Raw genomic sequence first — 16833 nt, forward strand, 5'->3', positions numbered from 1 at the left:
GCACCCCAAGGAAAGGGAAAGTATATGTGCGGAATCGTTGGATTTGTGGGCGCGCGGGATGACGCGCGCGAAGTGTTGCAGGCCATGATGGACCTGATCGCCCACCGCGGACCGGACGGCCAGGGCCAGTTCCTGGAAGGTCCGGCGGCGTTGGGGCAGCGGCGGCTTTCCATCATCGACCTGGAGGGCGGCCGCCAGCCCATGTACAACGAGGATGAAAACCTTGTTGTGGTGTTTAACGGCGAGATCTACAACTTCCAGTCCCTGACCGAGGAACTGCGGGCCGCCGGCCACACCTTTGCCACCCGGTCGGACACCGAGGTGCTGCTCCACGGTTACGAGCAGTGGGGCAAGGGGATGCTGGACCGGCTGCGGGGCATGTTCACCTTCGCTTTGTGGGACCGGCGGGAAAAGACCCTGCTGCTGGCCCGGGACCATTTCGGCATCAAGCCCCTGTACTACTATCAGAACGAGGAGGGGGAGCTGCTCTTCGGCAGCGAGATCAAGAGCTTTCTGGCCCATCCGGGCTTCCACAAGGAGCTCAACGAGGACCAGCTCTCCCTGTACCTGTCCTACCAGTTCTCACCGGGGGAGAACACCTTCTTCAAGGGGGTCAAGAAGCTGATGCCCGCCCACTGGCTGGAATGGAAGGACGGCCAGGTGACGGTGCAGCGGTACTGGCGCCCCGAGTTCAGGCCCGACGACGAACCCACCCTGCAGGAGTGGGAGAAGGCCATCAGCGACGCCATGCAGGAGAGCGTGACCGCCCACAAGATCGCCGACGTGGAGGTGGGCAGCTTCCTGTCCTCCGGCGTGGACTCCAGCTATATGGCCGCCCTGGCCAAGGTGGATAAGACCTTCACCGTGGGCTTTGCCAACAAGCAGTACGACGAGACCGATTATGCCACCGAGTTTTCCAAGCATATCGGGGTCAAGAACTACGCCTACCGCATCACCCCCGAGGAGTACTGGGCCAACCTGGGCCGCATCCAGTACCACATGGATGAACCCCTGGCCGATGCCGCCAGCGTGGCGCTCTACTTCGTCAACCGGGAAGCCGCCAAGCAGGTCAAGGTCTGCCTGTCCGGCGAGGGCGCGGACGAATTCTTCGGCGGATACAACATCTACAAAGAGCCTTTCACCGTGAGCTGGTACGACCATCTGCCCCTGTGGCTGCGCCGCAGCGTGGGCGCGGTGGCCAACCTGCTGCCCCCGGTACCGGGCATCAACTTCCTGGTGCGCCGGGGCCGTCCGCTGGAAGAGCGGTATATCGGCAACACCAACCTGATGGGCGAGCGCCGCAAGCGCAAGCTGATGAAGCATTACACCGGCAACTGCAAGCCCACCGACATCTCCCGCCCCTTCTTTGAGATGACCAAGGGCCAGGACCCGGTGACCCGGATGGAATACTGTGACCTGAACCTGTGGATGGTGGGAGACATTCTGCTCAAGGCCGACAAGATGAGCATGGCCAACTCCCTGGAACTGCGGGTGCCGTTCCTGGACCGCCGGGTGTTCGATCTGGCCTGCCGCATCCCCACCAAATGCAAGGTCAACGCCCAGCAGACCAAGATCGCCATGCGGGGCGCCGCCGAGATGACCATTCCGGCCAAGACGGCGGACAAGAAAAAGCTGGGCTTCCCCGTTCCGGTGCGGGCCTGGCTGCGGGAGGAAAAGTACGCCGCCATCCTGCGGGAGGCCTTTGCCACCCCGGCGGCGGAACAATTCTTCAACACCAAGGAACTGAACCGCATGCTGGACCAGCATCTCAGCGGCAAGCGGGACAACTGGCGTCAGCTGTGGTGTGTGTTTATCTTCCTTGTCTGGTACGACGAATATTTTGTAAAGAGGTGAAGGGCCGATGCTGCTCAAACAACTGCTGAAAGGGCTGCGCTACCAGGTGGTACAGGGCACCCTGCATGTCGAAGTGGCCGACATCTTCTATGATTCGCGCAAGGTGACCCCGGGGGGACTGTTCGTCTGCATCGTGGGCACCCAGCGTGACAGCCACGACTACGCCGCCGATGTGGTGGAAAAAGGTGCCGCCGTGCTGGTGATCCAGCATGATCTGGCCCCCGGTGTGCTGGAAAGCATGCCCAATGTGACGGTGCTGAAATTTGACAACACCCGCTACGCCATGGCCATGCTGTCCGCCGCTTATTTCGGCCATCCCGCCGACGAGATGACCATGATCGGGGTGACCGGCACCAAGGGCAAGACCACCACCACCCACATGATCCGGTCGGTGCTGACCGCCGCCGGACACAAGACCGGCATGATCGGCACCAACGGGGTGTACTATCCCGGCCACCACTACGACCTGAACAACACCACCCCCGAAAGCTACGAGCTGCAGAAGATCCTGCGCCAGCTGGCCGACGCGGGGTGCGCCGCCTGCGTGATGGAAGTGTCCAGCCAGGGTCTGATGATGGACCGGGTGGCGGGCATCCACTACCGGGTGGGGGTGTTCACCAACCTGTACCCCGACCACATCGGCCCGGGCGAGCATGCCAGCTTTGAGGAATACCGCAGCTGGAAGGGCCAGCTGTTCCAGCGGTGCGACATCGGCGTGGTGAACGCCGACGACGAGAACACCCAGGCATTGCTGGAAGGCCACACCTGCGAGCTCATCACCTACGGCATCGACAAGCCCGCCGATTACCGCGCCAGCCAGGAATACCGCCTGCTGCGCAACAAGACCATGCTGGGGGTGGAATTCACCCTCACTGAGCCGGACGGCCATACCCTGGACGTGCAGGTGGGCATGCCGGGACGGTTCAGCATCTACAACGCTCTGGCCACCATCGGGGTGGGCAAGGCGCTGGGTCTGGCCGACGAGCCCATCCACCAGGGCCTGCGGGACACGGTGGTCAAGGGCCGGGTGGAGCTGGTGCCCATCAGCCACCATTTCACCATCCTCATCGACTACGCCCACAACGAAGCCGCCACCGAGAGCCTGATGGAGACCCTGAAAGCCTACAATCCCCACCGGATGGTGGTGGTGTTCGGCTGCGGCGGCAACCGGAGCAAACTGCGCCGGTACGGCATGGGGGAAGTCTGCTCCAGGATGGCCGATTTCCTCATCCTCACCGAGGACAACAACCGGTTTGAGAAGGTGGAGGACATCATCGCCGACATCAAGGAGGGCATCGCCAAGGGCAACCCCGACGTGCCCTATGTGGAGATCCCCGACCGGCTGGACGCCCTGCACTACGCCATCGACCACGCCGAGGAGGGCGACCTGATCGCGGTCATCGGCAAGGGCCACGAAGCCTACCGGGACCGGGAGGGCGTCAAGACCCCCTTCCTGGAGCGGGAGCTCATTGAGGAATACGCCGCCGAAAAGGGCATCGACTGAGCACACAAAAGTAAAACCGGCGCGGAGAAAGCAGCTTGGCCTTCTCCGCGCCGGTTTGTTTTGTCTGATTCCTAAATAAAGAGTTCAGCCCCGGGTCTGCTCCCAGTACTCCCCCATGCTGGCACCTTTCCGGCCGGTGACCTCGTCGGTGAGGTAGTCCGCCAGCCCCGCATCCGCCGGGGTCCAGCGGCGGGCGGTCTCCTCGTCGGGGTATTCCACCTCGGCGTACAGGAAATGCCCCGGCAGGCCGGGGTCCACCTCGTTCACTTCCAGCCGCAGCCCGCCGGACAGGGCGTAGTCCCGGCGCTCCTTTTTGATCAGCGGCTTGCCGATGAGGGCTTCCAGCTTGGCAAAGAGATCGGCATCGATCTCGGTCTCGATCTCCTGGCGGCTCATGCCGGTGGGGTCGGGCGCGCCCTTGAAGCAGAGCACCAGGGCTGTGGGGCCGCCCTGCACCGCTTCCCGCCGGATGCGCACGGTGGGCCGCACGCTGATATAGCCCTGGTCCATCTGCTGCACCCGCACCGGTTCCAGCCCCCGGGGCCAGCCAGTCACCATCCATTTGCGCTCGATCTCCATCCCTGTTCCCTGCCTTTTTGTGAAATTGGGGCGGCGCAGCCGCCGGGAACAGTATACCACGCTTGCGCCGGTCCCGGCAAGCGCGTATAATGGTAGAAAGCTGCGGCATGCCGCAAAACGACATCAAGAAAAGAGAGTTTTTTCATGCAGCATTTGAAACGTTTCTGTACCCGCAGGAACCTGTGGTTCCTGCTGCTGTTGGCCGCCGAGGTGGTTTTTCTGCTGGGGCGGTTCGTCTCGGATTTCGGGGCGGGCACAGCCATCAACGTGACCCCCGACCTGATCATTCCTTACGCCGAGGAGGCGGTGAATGATTCCCGGGGCACCCAGGTGGAGAACTATGTGGGCCAGTTTGCCACCACCCGCTGGCTGGACATTGAACCGGGCAGCTACCAGGTGGTGGTGACCTACGCCAACAACGGCGGCACCGGCACGGTGCGGTTCCTGGACGAGGTCATGCCCACCGCCCAGTACGACGTGGCCAGCCTGCCCCCGGGGCGCAGTTCTTCCGTCTTTACCCTGTGGATGGAACACGGCTGCGATGTGGCCCAGATGCAGTTTTATTCCGACTGCGGCGAAGGCCAGGTGACCTTCATCACCGGGGTGCAGATCATCCCCACCCACTCCTTTGCCTATGTGCATTTCCTCACCGTACTGGTGCTGTTTGCGGCCATCGACTGGATCCTGCTGGTGGTGACCCGCCGGGTGGCGCTGCCCTGGCGCACCCTGGAATCCCGGTACAGCATGCTGGCCACCCTGGTGCTGGTGGCGGTGGCCTGTCTGCCCCTGGGGCTGGGCTACATCATCTACGGCCACGACCTGACGGTGCATCTGTCCCGCATTGAGGGGCTGAAGGCCGGGTTGCTGGCCGGACAGTTCCCGGTGCGGATGAACCCCGACCTGGTGGACGGCAAGGGCTATCCTTTCAGCCTGATGTACGCCGACCTGCTTTTGTATCCGGCGGCGTTCCTGCGCATTGTGGGTTTCAGCCTGCAGACGGTGTACAAGCTGTATGTGGCGGCCATCACCCTGGCCACCGCCCTGGTCACCCGGTTTGTGCTGCGCCGCATGTTCAGCAATGAGACGGTGGCCCTGGCCGGCACGGCGCTCTATCTGCTGGCGCCCTACCGGCTGACCAACGTGTACGTGCGGGCTTCCATGGGCGAATATTCCGCCATGGTCTTCCTGCCGCTGGTGGTGTACGGACTGTGGCTGATCTACCGCCAGAAACCCGGCGAGAAAGCCCGCCCCTGGTGCTGGCTGCCCCTGGCCATCGGCTTTACGGGACTGCTGCAGACCCATCTGCTGACCAGCGTCATGACCGGCTTCCTCACCGCCATCTTCTGTATTTTGTACGCCAAGCGCACCTTCCGCCGCCCGGTGCTGCCCGCCCTGTGCAAGGCCGCCGGTCTGGCCGTGGTGTGGAACCTGTGGTTCCTGGTTCCCCTGGCCCAGTACATGGTGCAGGGGGTCTGCCGCATCAGCGGCCGGTACGACGCCTCCTACCTGCGGGACACCGCCGTCATGCTGGGGCAGATGTTCATGGTCTTCGGCAAGGGCACCGGCACCTCCCAGTCCCTGGCCCTGGGCATGGACGGAGAGATGACCCTGACCCTGGGTATCGCCCTGGGCCTGGGCGCCCTGCTGCTGGTGGCGGTCCTGCTGGACCCTGCCGTGCGCCAGTCCAACCGCAAGGTGCTGCGCATCAGCCTGTGGGCTTTCGGCTTCGGCGCCCTGTGCGTCTGGATGGCCAGCGATGTCTTCCCCTGGTATGACATCTTCCTGAGCCAGAACCCGGTGCTCAAGGCCCTCTCTTCCCTGCTGGGCAAGCTGCAGTTCGCCTGGCGGTTCCTGAGTCCGGCCAGCCTGCTGCTGACCCTGTGCGCGGCGGGGGCCCTGACCCTTTTGTGGAGCAAGCGCCGGGATCTGGCCAAACAGGCCGCCCTGGCCCTGGTGCTGCTGACCCTGATCCCCGCCGGGTACCAGATGTACGACAGCTGCGCCAACAGCGTGGTGACCACCTACATTAGCCTGGGCGCCATGGGTGTGGCCAGCCCGCTGAAGGAGTCCCAGCTGGCGGGGGGCGAGTACCTGCCCTATGATCTTTCGGATGACCTGACCCCCGCCCAGTTCAACGACACCAACTTCTATTTTGACGAGGGCGTGGAGGCTGAATCCTACTACCGCGGCCAGCTGAATGTATCCTTCACCGCCACCAACACCAACGATACCCAGTCCACCGTGGTGGTGCCGTTGTTCGCCTATCCGGGCTACGAACTCACCGACACCGCCGGCACGGCCCAGCTCAGCCGCCAGGACGGCTACCTCATCGTGCTGCTGCCCGCCGGGTACAGCGGCACCGTCACCGTGCGGTTCGTGGGCTTCTGGTTCTGGCGCGCCGCCGACCTTGTCAGTCTGGCAGGTATTGCCGCCACCGTTTTTGTGGGCCTGCGCAAACGCCGCAAACCCGTCGCCGTTTGACACCCGTCCGGGCGTTTCATACAAGAAATGTTTTCTTGTTTTGTGCGGGTTGACAAGGATTCTGACCAAAACGTCCGTTTTCCACCGCGAGGGCGGTTTGTGATTTGTTCAAACCGCCAGTTGCATTTTGGGCGGCGGACTCGTATAATAATGGCATACAGCAAGGGCGCTGCGAAATTCTTTCGCAGTGCCTTTTTTCATGCTTTTGTCCCGGGGTGGGGCAACAATCTGCATGGTAAAGGAGTAAAAGAAGTATGGCAGCAACCGTTATGGAAATCTACGGCAGCAAAGTCTTCAACGAACATGAAATGCGTGAGCGTCTGCCCAGCTCGACTTACAAGAGCCTGAAGGCCACCATCGAAAAGGGCCAGCCCCTGGACTTGGATGTGGCCAACGTTGTGGCCAGCGTCATGAAGCGCTGGGCCATTGAAAAGGGCGCCACCCATTACACCCACTGGTTCCAGCCCCTGACCGGCATCACCAGTGAAAAGCACGACGGCTTTGTCAGCCCCCAGCCGGACGGCACCGCCATCATGGAATTTTCCGGCAAGGAACTGATCAAGGGCGAGCCGGATGCTTCCTCCTTCCCCTCCGGCGGCCTGCGCGCCACCGCCGAGGCCCGCGGCTACACCGCCTGGGACCCCACCAGCTACGCTTTTGTGAAGGATGACGTTCTGTGCATCCCCACCGCCTTCTGCTCCTACACCGGCGAGGCGCTGGACAAGAAGACCCCCCTGCTGCGCTCCATGCAGGCCATCTCCGATCAGGCCTGCCGCGTGCTGAAGCTCTTCGGCAAGGACGTGGACCGGGTTGCCACCACCGTGGGCCCGGAGCAGGAGTACTTCCTCATCCGCAAGGAAGACTATGACAAGCGTCTGGACCTGGTCCTGACCGGCCGCACCCTGTTCGGTTCCGCTCCCTCCAAGGGCCAGGAACTGGAAGAGCATTACTTCGGCGTGATCCGCCCCGTGGTCTCCGAGTTCATGAAGGAACTGGACGAGGAACTGTGGAAGCTGGGCATCCCCGCCAAGACCAAGCACAACGAGGTGGCCCCCGCTCAGCATGAGCTGGCCCCCATCTACGATACCACCAACGTTGCCATCGACCACAACCTGCTGACCATGGAGATGATGAAGAAGATCGCCTCCAAGCATGGTCTGGTCTGCCTGCTGCACGAGAAGCCTTTTGAGGGCGTGAACGGCAGCGGCAAGCACAACAACTGGTCCCTGGGCACCAAGGACGAAAACCTGCTGGATCCCGGCGACACCCCCATGGAAAACCTGCAGTTCATGGTCTTCCTGGCGGCGGTGGTCAAGGCGGTTGACGAATACGCCGACCTGCTGCGCACCGCGGTTGCCACCCCGGGCAACGACCATCGTCTGGGCGCCAACGAGGCCCCGCCGGCCATCATCTCCATCTTCGTGGGCGAAGAGCTGGAAGCCGTCATCGACGCCATCTGCTCTGATTCTCCCTACGCCGGCCCCGTCAAGATGAAGATGGACCTGGGCGTGGATGTCCTGCCCAAGTTCAGCAAGGACACCACCGACCGCAACCGTACCTCTCCCTTCGCCTTCACCGGCAACAAGTTTGAGTTCCGTATGCCCGGTTCCGCTGAGAACCTGTCCGACGCGAACTTCATCCTGAACACCGCCGTGGCCAAGGAACTGAAGGAATTCTGCGCCGCCACCGAGGACGCTGCCGACTTTGAATGCGCCGCGGCGGCCTGGGTCAAGCAGACCCTGAACGACCACCGCCGGGTCATCTTCAACGGCAACGGCTACTCCGCTGCCTGGGAGGAAGAGGCCAAGCGCCGTGGCCTGCCCAACCGCAAGTGCACCCCCGATGCGATGATCGCCCTGAAGGATCCCAAGAACATCGAACTGATGGAAGAGTTCGGCGTTCTGACCAAGACCGAGATGCTCTCCCGCTACGAGGTGGAGATGGAGCATTACAGCAAGGTCATCAACATCGAAGCCCGCACCATGCTGAAGATCGCCAACAAACAGCTGATCCCCGCCGCCACCAGCTACATGGGCGACGTGGCCGGCACCGCAGCTGCCAAGACCTCTGTGTCCGAGAGCATCTCCACCCATGCGGAGACCAAGCTGCTGACCGTGCTGTCCAAGTATACGGACGAGATGTCCGATGCGGCCGATGAACTGAAGGCTGTGACCGACGAAGTGAGCGCTATGGAGGACGAGGCCGCCAAGGCTCATGCCTTCCATGACAAGGTCCTGCCCGCCATGGCCCGCCTGCGCGCTGCCGCCGATGTGACCGAAGAACTGTGCGACGAAGAGTACTGGCCTCTGCCGTGCTACAGCCGCCTGCTGTTCTACACCGAATAATCGGGCCGCCGCTGAATTTTCGCTTTTCCCTTTTCTAATTTCTTACACCAGCTCGAAAGGCCCGCCCCCATCGGCGGGCCTTTCGAGTTTAGGGGCACGACCCACCCGGAGGTATTTTGTATGAAACACACCGCGCAGGACATCCTGAATTATGTGGAGGACAACGACGTCAAGTTTGTTCGCCTGGCATTCTGCGACATTTTCGGCAATCAGAAAAACATCTCGGTCTATTCCAGTGAGCTGCCCCGGGTGTTTGAATACGGCATCTGCTTTGACGGCAGTTCCATTGCCGGCTTCATGAACACCGAGGAGAGCGACCTGATCCTGTGGCCCGACCCGGACACCATGACCATTTTGCCCTGGCGTCCGGCGGAAGGCAGGGTCATGCGCATGTACTGCGACATCACCCTGCCCGACGGCAAACCCTTTGAGGGCAACTGCCGGGGATATCTGCAGTCGGTGGCCAAGCGCATCCAGGCCAAGGGGCTTTCCTGCACCGTGGGCTGCGAGTGTGAGTTCTACCTTTTTGAGACCGATGAACACGGCAACCCCACCCGCATTCCCATGGACCACGGCGGCTACTTTGATATGGCGCCCCTGGACAAGGGGGAGAACATCCGCCGGGAGATCTGCTTTGCCATGGAGGACATGGGCCTGCAGCCCCAGCACAGCCACCACGAGAGCGGCCACGGCCAGAATGAGATCGACTTCCTGTACAGCGCACCGCTGCGCACCGCCGACAACGTGAACACCCTGAAAAGCACCATCAAGGCCATTGCGGGCAGCAACGGCCTGTTTGCCTCCTTCATGCCCAAGCCCCTGGCCGACCAGGCCGGCAGCGGCATGCATGTGAACCTTTCCCTGACCCGGGACGGCCGCAACCTGTTTGCGGGGGATATCGCCCCCGACAGCGAAGCCGGACACTTCATCGCAGGCATCCTGGCCCACGCCCGGGAGCTGACCGCCTTCTGCAACCCGGTGCCCAACAGCTACAACCGGTTCGGTTCCTGCGAAGCCCCCCGCTACATCAGCTGGAGCCGCCAGAACCGGAGCCAGCTGGTGCGGCTGCCTTCGGCCAACGGGGAGTTCTGCCGCCTGGAACTGCGCAGCCCCGATCCCGCCTGCAACCCGTACCTGGTCATCGGCCTGATCCTGGCCGCCGGACTGGACGGCATTGAGCGGGAACTGCCTCTGCCGGCGCCGGTCAACCGGAACCTGTTCCACAAGGATGCCGCCGCCGGGCTGGAAAGCCTGCCCCGCACCCTGCGGGAAGCCATCACGGTGGCGGCCCAGAGCGATTTCATCGCCAAGGAACTGCCCCTGGCTGTCATGAACAAGTATTTTGAATACCAGACCCAGCTCTGCATTGCCAGCGAGACCGCACACGACCCTGCCGCCTGGGAGCGGGAACACTGCTTCCTGGTCCTGTGATGCGGTATACCGCATGCAGACGCAGGAAAGGAGGGAACGGCATTGGGTCTGGCATTGATCGCATCGGCCGGCAACAACGCCAATGAATACCTGGCCCGGCATGCCGCCGAGCTGGGATACACAAGGCCGGTCATAGTAGCCAGCGGCGGCGAGGCGCGCCGCCGTCTGAGCGACAAAGATTTTGAGATCGTTATCATCAACGCGCCTCTGCCGGATGAGTTCGGCCATGAACTGGCGCTCCACGCCGTGGAAAAGAGCCACGCCGGGGTGCTGTTCCTGGTCAAGAGCGGCAACGCCGAACAGATCGGCGCCAAATTGCAGGAGCGGGGGGTCCTGGTGCTGGGCAAGCCCTTCTCCGGCCCGCAGTTCCGTCAGGCCATGCAGATCGCGGCCAGCTGTTACCATCGTCTGGACGTGCTGCGGGCGGAAAACGCCCGTCTGGCCGACAAGATCGCCCAGCTGCGGCTGGTGGACCGGGCCAAGTGCTTCCTCATCGAGCACAAGGGCTACACCGAGGCCGACGCCCATCGCCTCATCGAAAAGCGGGCCATGGACACCCGCCGCAGCCGGGGCGACGTGGCCCGGGAGATCCTGGAAGAAAACGAAGACGGAACCGACGGCCAAATTTTGTGATTTCTGCGCATTTTCGTGTTTATGCCTTGCCAAACCAGATAAAGACCGTGTATAATAATCATGTATGTGTTTTTACTTGACGTGGAGGATGTACAATGGCTACGAAATATGTATTCGTCACCGGCGGCGTGGTCTCTGGTTTGGGCAAGGGCATCACGGCGGCCAGCCTGGGACGTCTGCTCAAGACCCGCGGGCTGAAGGTTGCTTCCCAGAAGCTGGACCCGTATATCAACGTGGACCCGGGCACTATGAGCCCGCTGCAGCACGGTGAGGTCTTTGTGACCGACGACGGCACCGAGACCGATCTGGACCTGGGACATTATGAACGTTTCACCGACGAGAATCTGAACAAGTATTCCAACCTGACCACCGGCAAGGTGTACTGGAACGTTCTGCACAAGGAGCGCCAGGGTGCGTACCTGGGCCAGACGGTGCAGATCATCCCCCACATCACCAACGAGATCAAGAGCTATATCTACAACCTGGCCAAGAGCACCGAGGCCGATGTGGTCATCACCGAGATCGGCGGCACCACCGGCGACATCGAGAGCCAGCCTTTCCTGGAAGCCATCCGGCAGGTGGGTCTGGAGCAGGGCCTGGAAAACTGCTGCTACATTCATGTGGTGCTGGTGCCCTACATTTCCGGCTCCAATGAATACAAGTCCAAGCCCGCCCAGCACTCCTGCAAGGAACTGCAGGGCATGGGCATTATCCCCAACGTGATCGTGTTGCGGGCCGACGGCAGCGTGGGTTCCGACATCAAGCGCAAGATCAGCATGTTCTGCAACGTGCGTCCCGACTGCGTCATCGAGAACCTGACCATGCCCAGCCTGTACGAGTGCCCCCTGATGCTGGAAGCGGCCGGCCTGACCAACGTGGTGGCCCGCCAGCTGCATCTGGACACCCCGCCCTCCGATCTGACCGAATGGAAGGAACTGATCTCCCGCATTGCCACCCGCAGCAAGAACTGCACCATCGCCCTGGTGGGCAAGTATGTCAAGCTGCATGACGCCTACCTGAGCGTGATGGAAAGCCTGTACCATGCGGGCTTTGAGAACGAGAGCAAGGTGGACATCCGCTGGGTGGACAGCGAACTGCTGGTGGACCAGCAGCGCTGCGCCGAGGAACTGTGCGACGTGGACGGCATCATCCTGCCCGGCGGCTTCGGCGACCGGGGCATTGAAGGCATGATCCAGGCTGCCCAGTACGCCCGGGAACAGAAGATCCCCTATTTCGGCATCTGCCTGGGCATGCAGATCATGGTCATGGAGTTTGCCCGCAATGTGCTGGGCTACGCCGATGCCAACTCCAGCGAGTTCACCCCCGACGGCGCCCACAATGTCATTGCGCTGATGCCGGACCAGCAGGGCAACATCCCCAAGGGCGGCACCATGCGTCTGGGCAAGTACCCCTGCGTGGTGACCGAAGGCACCCACATGTATGCCAGCTACGGCAAGCATGAGATCGACGAGCGCCATCGCCATCGCTATGAGTTCAACAACGATTACCGCGAGGCCATGCAGGAAAAGGGCCTGGTCATTGCCGGTACCAGCCCCGACGGCCGCCTGGTGGAGGCTGTGGAGCTGCCGGACCGCGACTTCCACATCGGTGTGCAGTTCCACCCCGAGTTCAAGAGCCGTCCCAACCGCGCCCATCCCCTGTTCAAGAGCTTCATCGCTGCTTCCCTGAAGAATCAGCAGGAGCGCAACCAGATGGAGCACAGCCAGATGGTCCACGAATAAAAGTCAAAGGGCGGGTCCCCGGAAAGAGGGCCCGCCCTTTTGGATTGCCTGATGAAAACGCCCCCGTTCCCCGCCGATGCACGGCAAAGGGAAGGGGGGCGTTGTTTTTATGTCCGTTGTACGGCCGGGGGCTCAGCGCCGTCCGGCACCGCCGCCGCGGAAAGAGCCGCCGCCGGCCCGGAAGGAACCGCCGCCTCCCATGCGTCCGGCGCCGCCGCCGCGGAAGGAGCCGCCTCCGCCGCCGAAACCACCCGGACCACGGGGACCGCGGGGCGGTCTGGGCGGGCGGGGAGGCCGCGGCGGACGAGGCGGGCGGGGTCCCCGGGGACGGCCAAAGCCGCCGAACCAGATGAAGGTGGGACCGCGGTATCCGCCGGGGCCGCCGTAATACCGGCGGGGTACGGCCAGCAGCACGATGACCACGGCCAGCACCGCCACCAGAACCAGTACACCGCCGAAGGAGACACCGCCCCGTTGGGGAGGCGGGGACGCCGGGGCGCTGCCGGACACGGTGCCGGCAGACGGGATGCTTCCCGCCGCTGCGTCGTCCAGATCGAAGGTCAGGCCGTAGATGGTGCAGAGCTTTTCGGCCATGGCGTACACCGTCTGGCGGGTGCCGGCATCATAGTCCTTGTTGACCCAGTTGGGCTCCATATCCTCGTTGAGGATGGTCTGCAGCATCTGGACGGTGAACTGGGTCTCCAGACCGGCACCGCACATGGCGTGGTAGTTGTCTTCCCCGGGCGCCAGCAGCAGCACAATGCCGTTGTCCTTGTCGGCGTCGCCCAGGCCCCATTCGTTGGCCAGCTCGTAGGTATAGCCTTCCATGGTGTAGTTGCCGATGGTATCCACCGTGTATACACCGATCTGGGCGCCGCAGGTGTTCTGCAGGGCGGTGCTGATGTTGGTGACGTAGGTCTCGGTCTCCTTGGACAGGATATCCGCGTTGTCAATGACGGCCTTGTCCGGGTCCGCCTGGGGCGCCGCCAGCACCGGCAGCGCACAGGCCGTGCACAGGGCCGCTGCCGTCAGGACCCCGACGGCCCGGGGCAGGATGGATTGTTTCATGGGTATCTCCCCTCTTTCAGCCGTTGGCGGTATCGGTGGGGGCAAACAGTTCCGCACGGCCCACGCCCCACAGCCCGCCGATGAGATTGCCGGGGAAGGAGGCGGTGGTGCGGTTGTATGCTTCCGCCGCCGGGTTATAGTCGTTGGCCGCCGCCCGCTCCACCAGGGCCTGCCGGGAGGTGAATTCCGCATACAGGGCGTCCAGCTGGTTGCGCTGGTCGCTGTCGGCCTGCAGGCTGGCGGCGGTGTAGGTGTCCCCCACCGCCGCATACAGGGCCTGGTTGGCCCGGTACTGGGCGTCAGGGGTCGCTTCGGCGGCGTTCCAGCCGTCCAGGGCGGTGCTGGCCTGAGCAACGGTGGGTTCCGTCTCCCCCAGGATACGTCCGGCCAGCCGGATCAGGCTGGCGGCTGCGTCGGCCTGGGCGGCCAGGTCGGTCTGGATGCCATCGCCGTACTCATTGGCGGCGGTGGTGTACAGCCCCTGCACCCGGGCATAGCTTCCTTTCAGTTTCAGCCCGCCGATGCCGAACACCGACACCAGGGCAGCCACCACCAGCACCAGGGCAGCGGTGGGCGCCCGCCGTGCCGGGGCAGGCAGTTTGCTCTCGGCCTGACCCAGCACTTCCAGCTGGGGGCCCTGAATGGTAAAGGTTTCCTGTTGTTGCAGTTGCATGGTATCCTCTTTTGGAAAAAGGCGTTACTTGTTCATTTCCAGCAGCTTGGCCCGCAGTTCCCCTTCGATGCGGCCCAGCTCCACCTCGGCGGCCGCCCGCTTGGCCTTGCCGTCGGCGCGGATCTTGTTCAGCTCATCCAGGGTGGAGATCAGCTCCTGGTTGGTCTGCTTCAGGGTCTCCAGATCCACAATGCCCCGCTCGGACTCCTTGGCGATGTCGATGGTCCCCTGCTTGAGGGTGGCGGCATTCTTGCGCAGCAGCTCGTTGGTGGCATCGGTGACGGCGCGCTCCGCCTGCATGGCCTGCTGGCTGTGGGCCATGCCCAGGGCCAGCACCATCTGGTTCTTCCACAGGGGGATGGTGTTGATGATGGTGGTCTGGATCTTTTCCGCCATCATGGTGTCATTGGACTGGATCAGCCGGATCTGGGGGCCCATCTGGATGGAGATGTTGCGGGTCAGTTCCAGGTCATAGAGTTTCTTTTCAAAGCGGTCGCACATATCGGCCAGATCCCGGGCCGCCTGGGCGTCCTCCGGCAGCTGAGAGCGCTGGGCCTTTTCCTGGGCCGCCTTGAGCTCGTTGGCCCGGACATCCGCCAGCTTCTTGCGGCCGGCCAGGATGTACATGGTCAGCTCCTTGAAGTAGACCAGATTCAGCTGGTACATCTTGTCCAGCATGGTGATGTCCTTCATCAGGGTGACCTGGTGGTCTTCCAGCTTGGCCTTGATGCGCTCCACGTTCACATCCGCCTTCTCGTACTTGGTCTTGAGGTTGGCGATGTTGGCCTGCTGGCGCTTGAAGAAGCCGAAGAATCCCTTGGATTCCTCCGCCGCGTCAAAGCCCTGCAGTTCCCCGATCAGGTCGGTGATGAGCTGGCCGGTCTCCCCCATATCCTTGGTCTTGACCTTGGACAGAGCGGTGTCCGAAAAATCGCTGAGCTTTTTCTGGCTGGCTGCGCCGTACTGCAGCACCATCTGGGAATTGGTGATGTCGATTTTCTTGGCGAAGTCATCCACCATCTGCTGTTCTTCCGGGGTCAGGGGGGTGTCCTCCACCTTGACCGGTGCGGCTTTCTGGGCTTCGGCCACCACCTTGGCATCCGCTTCGGGGTCCAGGGTCAGGCTGGGCGCCGCCGGGGCAGCATCCAGGGTCAGGCTGGGTGCGGCGGGCGCGTTCAGGTCAAATTCCGGGGTGGTCTTTTCTGCCATAAAAAATCAATCCTTTCTCATATTCTCGGGTATTTTCAGGTACAATGATGATTGTGTATCCTTCAGCGGGTCAGATTCTGCCCTTTCAGGATGCCTTCCAGCACCTCGATGTCGGTGCTGATATCCAGCGCCTCCGCCGAATACAGGGCATCCAGCTGATTTTCAAAGGCCTGGGCGATGGTGCCGGCGGTATCGTTGACCTCGGTCCGGACCTGGACCGCATTGTCCCCCTGCACCGTCTGCATCCGGGCGTACGCCGACAAAATCTTGACGGCTTCAGGCAGGTAGTAACGGGCAAAACGGTCCACCTGGGGCGCCTTTTTGGGGTCGTGTTCGATCTCGGCCACGATGGCCCGACCGGCTTTTTCCATCCGGTCCAGCTGATGGGAAAGTCCCGCGTCCGGGATGGCCCGGTTCAGTCCGGCCAGAGCGTCCAGGTTATCGGAAATGCCGCGGAGCATGGCGTCGGTGTCCTCGCTGCCGGTGGAAAAGGGCACTTCCCGCCGGATGACCCGGGTGGGGCACAGCCGCCCCGCCGCCAGTCCCACCGCCGCACTGAGCGCCGCCGTGACCAGCAGCCCCCACAGGGTATAGACCGGCAGAATCAGGGCCGCCACCGGCCAGACCAGCGCCGCCAGATACAGCGGCAGCACCGGACGGCGGCGTATTTCTTCCCACTTGCGCATGGGCGTACCTCCCAGGATGGTGATAGCTTCATTATAATGCAAAGGCACACGCTATGCAAATTGATTCGGGCGTGTGCATGCAAAGTTTTCGGTTTTTTTACAGTTTGGTCACACCCCGCCGGGGCAGGAAGGGCCCCAGGACCTGGCCCCAGACCTGCTGCAGCCGGTCCAGACGGAAGGAGGCGTTGGCCGGACTGGTGGAGGGCAGGGCGATGCCTTCCAGCCCGGTGTGGGGCAGGGCGTACTTGCGGTAGAGTCTGGCGGAGGTGCTGCCGTTGCAGACCACCCGCTCCACCCCCAGCTCTGCAATGAGGGCGGCCAGGTCGTTGGGCTCCACGCTGCGGATGGAAGCGTCCGAGGCGCCCCGTATCTCGCAGCTGCGAATGACGTCCCAGACAGCCATTCCGTTTTGTATAATAATCCGCTTTTTTGCCGTAATGTCATCATGCTGCGGCACCGGACTGCCGGTCAGCGCCGCCATAAGCGGCCAGAAGCGGTTCTGGGGATGGCCGTAATAAAACCCCTGTTCCCGGCTCTTGGGGCTGGGAAAACTGCCCAGGATCAGCACCCGGGCGTATTCTCCGTGCAGGGGCGGCAGGCCCGGGCCCACCCGGGTATACTCGGCCAC

The 16833-nt window shown here is 62.7% G+C and carries 13 protein-coding genes; 7 read left to right on the plus strand and 6 right to left on the minus strand.

From position 1 onward, the window contains the following. Window positions 1-24: 24 nt before the first annotated feature. Both asnB and AC127K_RS04280 read left to right on the plus strand, forming a co-directional pair. On the plus strand, window positions 25-1854 hold the full coding sequence (gene asnB / locus AC127K_RS04275; RefSeq protein WP_483721709.1) for an asparagine synthase (glutamine-hydrolyzing): 1830 nt from the start codon (window positions 25-27) through the stop codon (window positions 1852-1854). A 7-nt stretch (window positions 1855-1861) separates the two neighbouring features. Then, a complete protein-coding gene (locus AC127K_RS04280) occupies window positions 1862-3358 on the plus strand; it encodes a UDP-N-acetylmuramoyl-L-alanyl-D-glutamate--2,6-diaminopimelate ligase (protein ID WP_483721710.1) in 1497 nt (498 codons plus the stop codon). An 84-nt stretch (window positions 3359-3442) separates the two neighbouring features. On the opposite strand, the gene AC127K_RS04285 is transcribed toward AC127K_RS04280, so the two are convergent. Further along, window positions 3443-3937, minus strand: a complete 495-nt coding sequence (locus tag AC127K_RS04285; RefSeq protein WP_294541941.1) for a CYTH domain-containing protein — start codon at window positions 3935-3937, stop codon at window positions 3443-3445. 144 nt (window positions 3938-4081) lie between these two features. Here AC127K_RS04285 and AC127K_RS04290 point away from each other — a divergent pair, with 144 nt between their 5' ends. The 5 genes from AC127K_RS04290 (at window position 4082) to AC127K_RS04310 (ending at window position 12569) form a co-directional block, all read left to right on the plus strand. After that, a complete protein-coding gene (locus tag AC127K_RS04290) occupies window positions 4082-6418 on the plus strand; it encodes a hypothetical protein (protein WP_483721711.1) in 2337 nt (778 codons plus the stop codon). 254 nt (window positions 6419-6672) lie between these two features. Next, entirely contained in the window at window positions 6673-8763 is a 2091-nt protein-coding gene (locus AC127K_RS04295) for a glutamine synthetase III family protein (protein ID WP_483721712.1), read from the plus strand. A 120-nt stretch (window positions 8764-8883) separates the two neighbouring features. Further along, a complete protein-coding gene (locus AC127K_RS04300) occupies window positions 8884-10194 on the plus strand; it encodes a glutamine synthetase family protein (RefSeq protein WP_483721713.1) in 1311 nt (436 codons plus the stop codon). A 42-nt stretch (window positions 10195-10236) separates the two neighbouring features. After that, on the plus strand, window positions 10237-10827 hold the full coding sequence (locus AC127K_RS04305) for an ANTAR domain-containing response regulator (protein ID WP_294541440.1): 591 nt from the start codon (window positions 10237-10239) through the stop codon (window positions 10825-10827). A gap of 95 nt (window positions 10828-10922) precedes the next feature. Then, the gene (locus tag AC127K_RS04310) at window positions 10923-12569 is read left to right on the plus strand and encodes a CTP synthase (RefSeq protein ID WP_294541449.1); all 1647 of its coding nucleotides are present in this window, start codon (window positions 10923-10925) and stop codon (window positions 12567-12569) included. A 132-nt stretch (window positions 12570-12701) separates the two neighbouring features. On the opposite strand, the gene AC127K_RS04315 is transcribed toward AC127K_RS04310, so the two are convergent. The 5 genes from AC127K_RS04315 to AC127K_RS04335 all read right to left on the minus strand — a co-directional run bounded on the left by AC127K_RS04315 (window position 12702) and on the right by AC127K_RS04335 (window position 16833). Further along, window positions 12702-13637 carry a TPM domain-containing protein gene (locus AC127K_RS04315; RefSeq protein WP_483721714.1) on the minus strand — a complete coding sequence of 312 codons (936 nt, stop codon included), beginning with the start codon at window positions 13635-13637 and terminating at the stop codon, window positions 12702-12704. 16 nt (window positions 13638-13653) lie between these two features. Beyond that, window positions 13654-14310: a LemA family protein gene (locus tag AC127K_RS04320; protein ID WP_294541454.1), complete on the minus strand. Its 657-nt coding sequence runs from the start codon at window positions 14308-14310 to the stop codon at window positions 13654-13656. Between the two features lie 24 nt (window positions 14311-14334). Then, window positions 14335-15519, minus strand: coding sequence for a toxic anion resistance protein (locus AC127K_RS04325; RefSeq protein WP_294541456.1), 1185 nt, complete (start codon window positions 15517-15519; stop codon window positions 14335-14337). A gap of 62 nt (window positions 15520-15581) precedes the next feature. Then, on the minus strand, window positions 15582-16205 hold the full coding sequence (locus AC127K_RS04330) for a 5-bromo-4-chloroindolyl phosphate hydrolysis family protein (RefSeq protein ID WP_294541458.1): 624 nt from the start codon (window positions 16203-16205) through the stop codon (window positions 15582-15584). Between the two features lie 97 nt (window positions 16206-16302). Continuing rightward, a complete protein-coding gene (locus AC127K_RS04335; protein WP_483721715.1) occupies window positions 16303-16833 on the minus strand; it encodes a DNA-deoxyinosine glycosylase in 531 nt (176 codons plus the stop codon).

The sequence above is a fragment of the Subdoligranulum sp. DSM 23681 genome, assembly GCF_057005535.1.

Excerpts from the sequence above, each read along its gene's own strand:
- asnB (WP_483721709.1), top strand. The coding sequence starts at position 25 with ATGTGCGGAATCGTTGGATTTGTGGGCGCGCGGGATGACGCGCGCGAA.
- AC127K_RS04280 (WP_483721710.1), top strand. The coding sequence starts at position 1,862 with ATGCTGCTCAAACAACTGCTGAAAGGGCTGCGCTACCAGGTGGTACAG.
- AC127K_RS04285 (WP_294541941.1), bottom strand. The coding sequence starts at position 3,937 with ATGGAGATCGAGCGCAAATGGATGGTGACTGGCTGGCCCCGGGGGCTG.
- AC127K_RS04290 (WP_483721711.1), top strand. The coding sequence starts at position 4,082 with ATGCAGCATTTGAAACGTTTCTGTACCCGCAGGAACCTGTGGTTCCTG.
- AC127K_RS04295 (WP_483721712.1), top strand. The coding sequence starts at position 6,673 with ATGGCAGCAACCGTTATGGAAATCTACGGCAGCAAAGTCTTCAACGAA.
- AC127K_RS04300 (WP_483721713.1), top strand. The coding sequence starts at position 8,884 with ATGAAACACACCGCGCAGGACATCCTGAATTATGTGGAGGACAACGAC.
- AC127K_RS04310 (WP_294541449.1), top strand. The coding sequence starts at position 10,923 with ATGGCTACGAAATATGTATTCGTCACCGGCGGCGTGGTCTCTGGTTTG.
- AC127K_RS04315 (WP_483721714.1), bottom strand. The coding sequence starts at position 13,637 with ATGAAACAATCCATCCTGCCCCGGGCCGTCGGGGTCCTGACGGCAGCG.
- AC127K_RS04320 (WP_294541454.1), bottom strand. The coding sequence starts at position 14,310 with ATGCAACTGCAACAACAGGAAACCTTTACCATTCAGGGCCCCCAGCTG.
- AC127K_RS04325 (WP_294541456.1), bottom strand. The coding sequence starts at position 15,519 with ATGGCAGAAAAGACCACCCCGGAATTTGACCTGAACGCGCCCGCCGCA.
- AC127K_RS04330 (WP_294541458.1), bottom strand. The coding sequence starts at position 16,205 with ATGCGCAAGTGGGAAGAAATACGCCGCCGTCCGGTGCTGCCGCTGTAT.